Annotated in this window: 1 protein-coding gene; it reads right to left on the bottom strand. The window is 64.8% G+C overall.

Annotation, left to right across the window (positions count from 1 at the left end):
• Nucleotides 1-386 (bottom strand): hypothetical protein (locus tag AC1DSF_RS31265; protein WP_478184191.1); only part of this gene is annotated, 386 nt, incomplete at both ends.

Here is a 386-nt window from a genome sequence, read left to right as displayed (position 1 = left end):
AGCGTGGTGCGCGCCAGGGAGGTGTCGGTGATTCCTGCCTCTTGCGTCTTCTTGGCATTGAAGCCCGTGCTCGGATCGCGGTACCAAGTCTCGCTGCCCAGGTTCAGGTCATTGCTCTTGTGGGCGATCGCGAGCGACTGGCCATCGACTGCCGCGTGGATGTCGACATTGCCGCCGTGGATGGTGATGTCCTTGGCGGCATCGACCTGCACGCCCTGCAGCGTGACGGTGCCTCCTCCTTGAAGCAAGACACCGCCCTGGCTGCTCTGGATGGTGCTGGCCGATGCGGTGTTGCTGGAGACCTCGATGCCGGTGCCGGAGCCTTTTTTGACCGGGCCGACGATGGGCAGGCTTCCGCCGCCAAAGCCGATGCCCCGGGTCTGGGT

This window comes from Variovorax sp. 01N429, from assembly GCF_056399425.1.
This window is presented reverse-complemented; position numbering and strand designations above follow the sequence as displayed.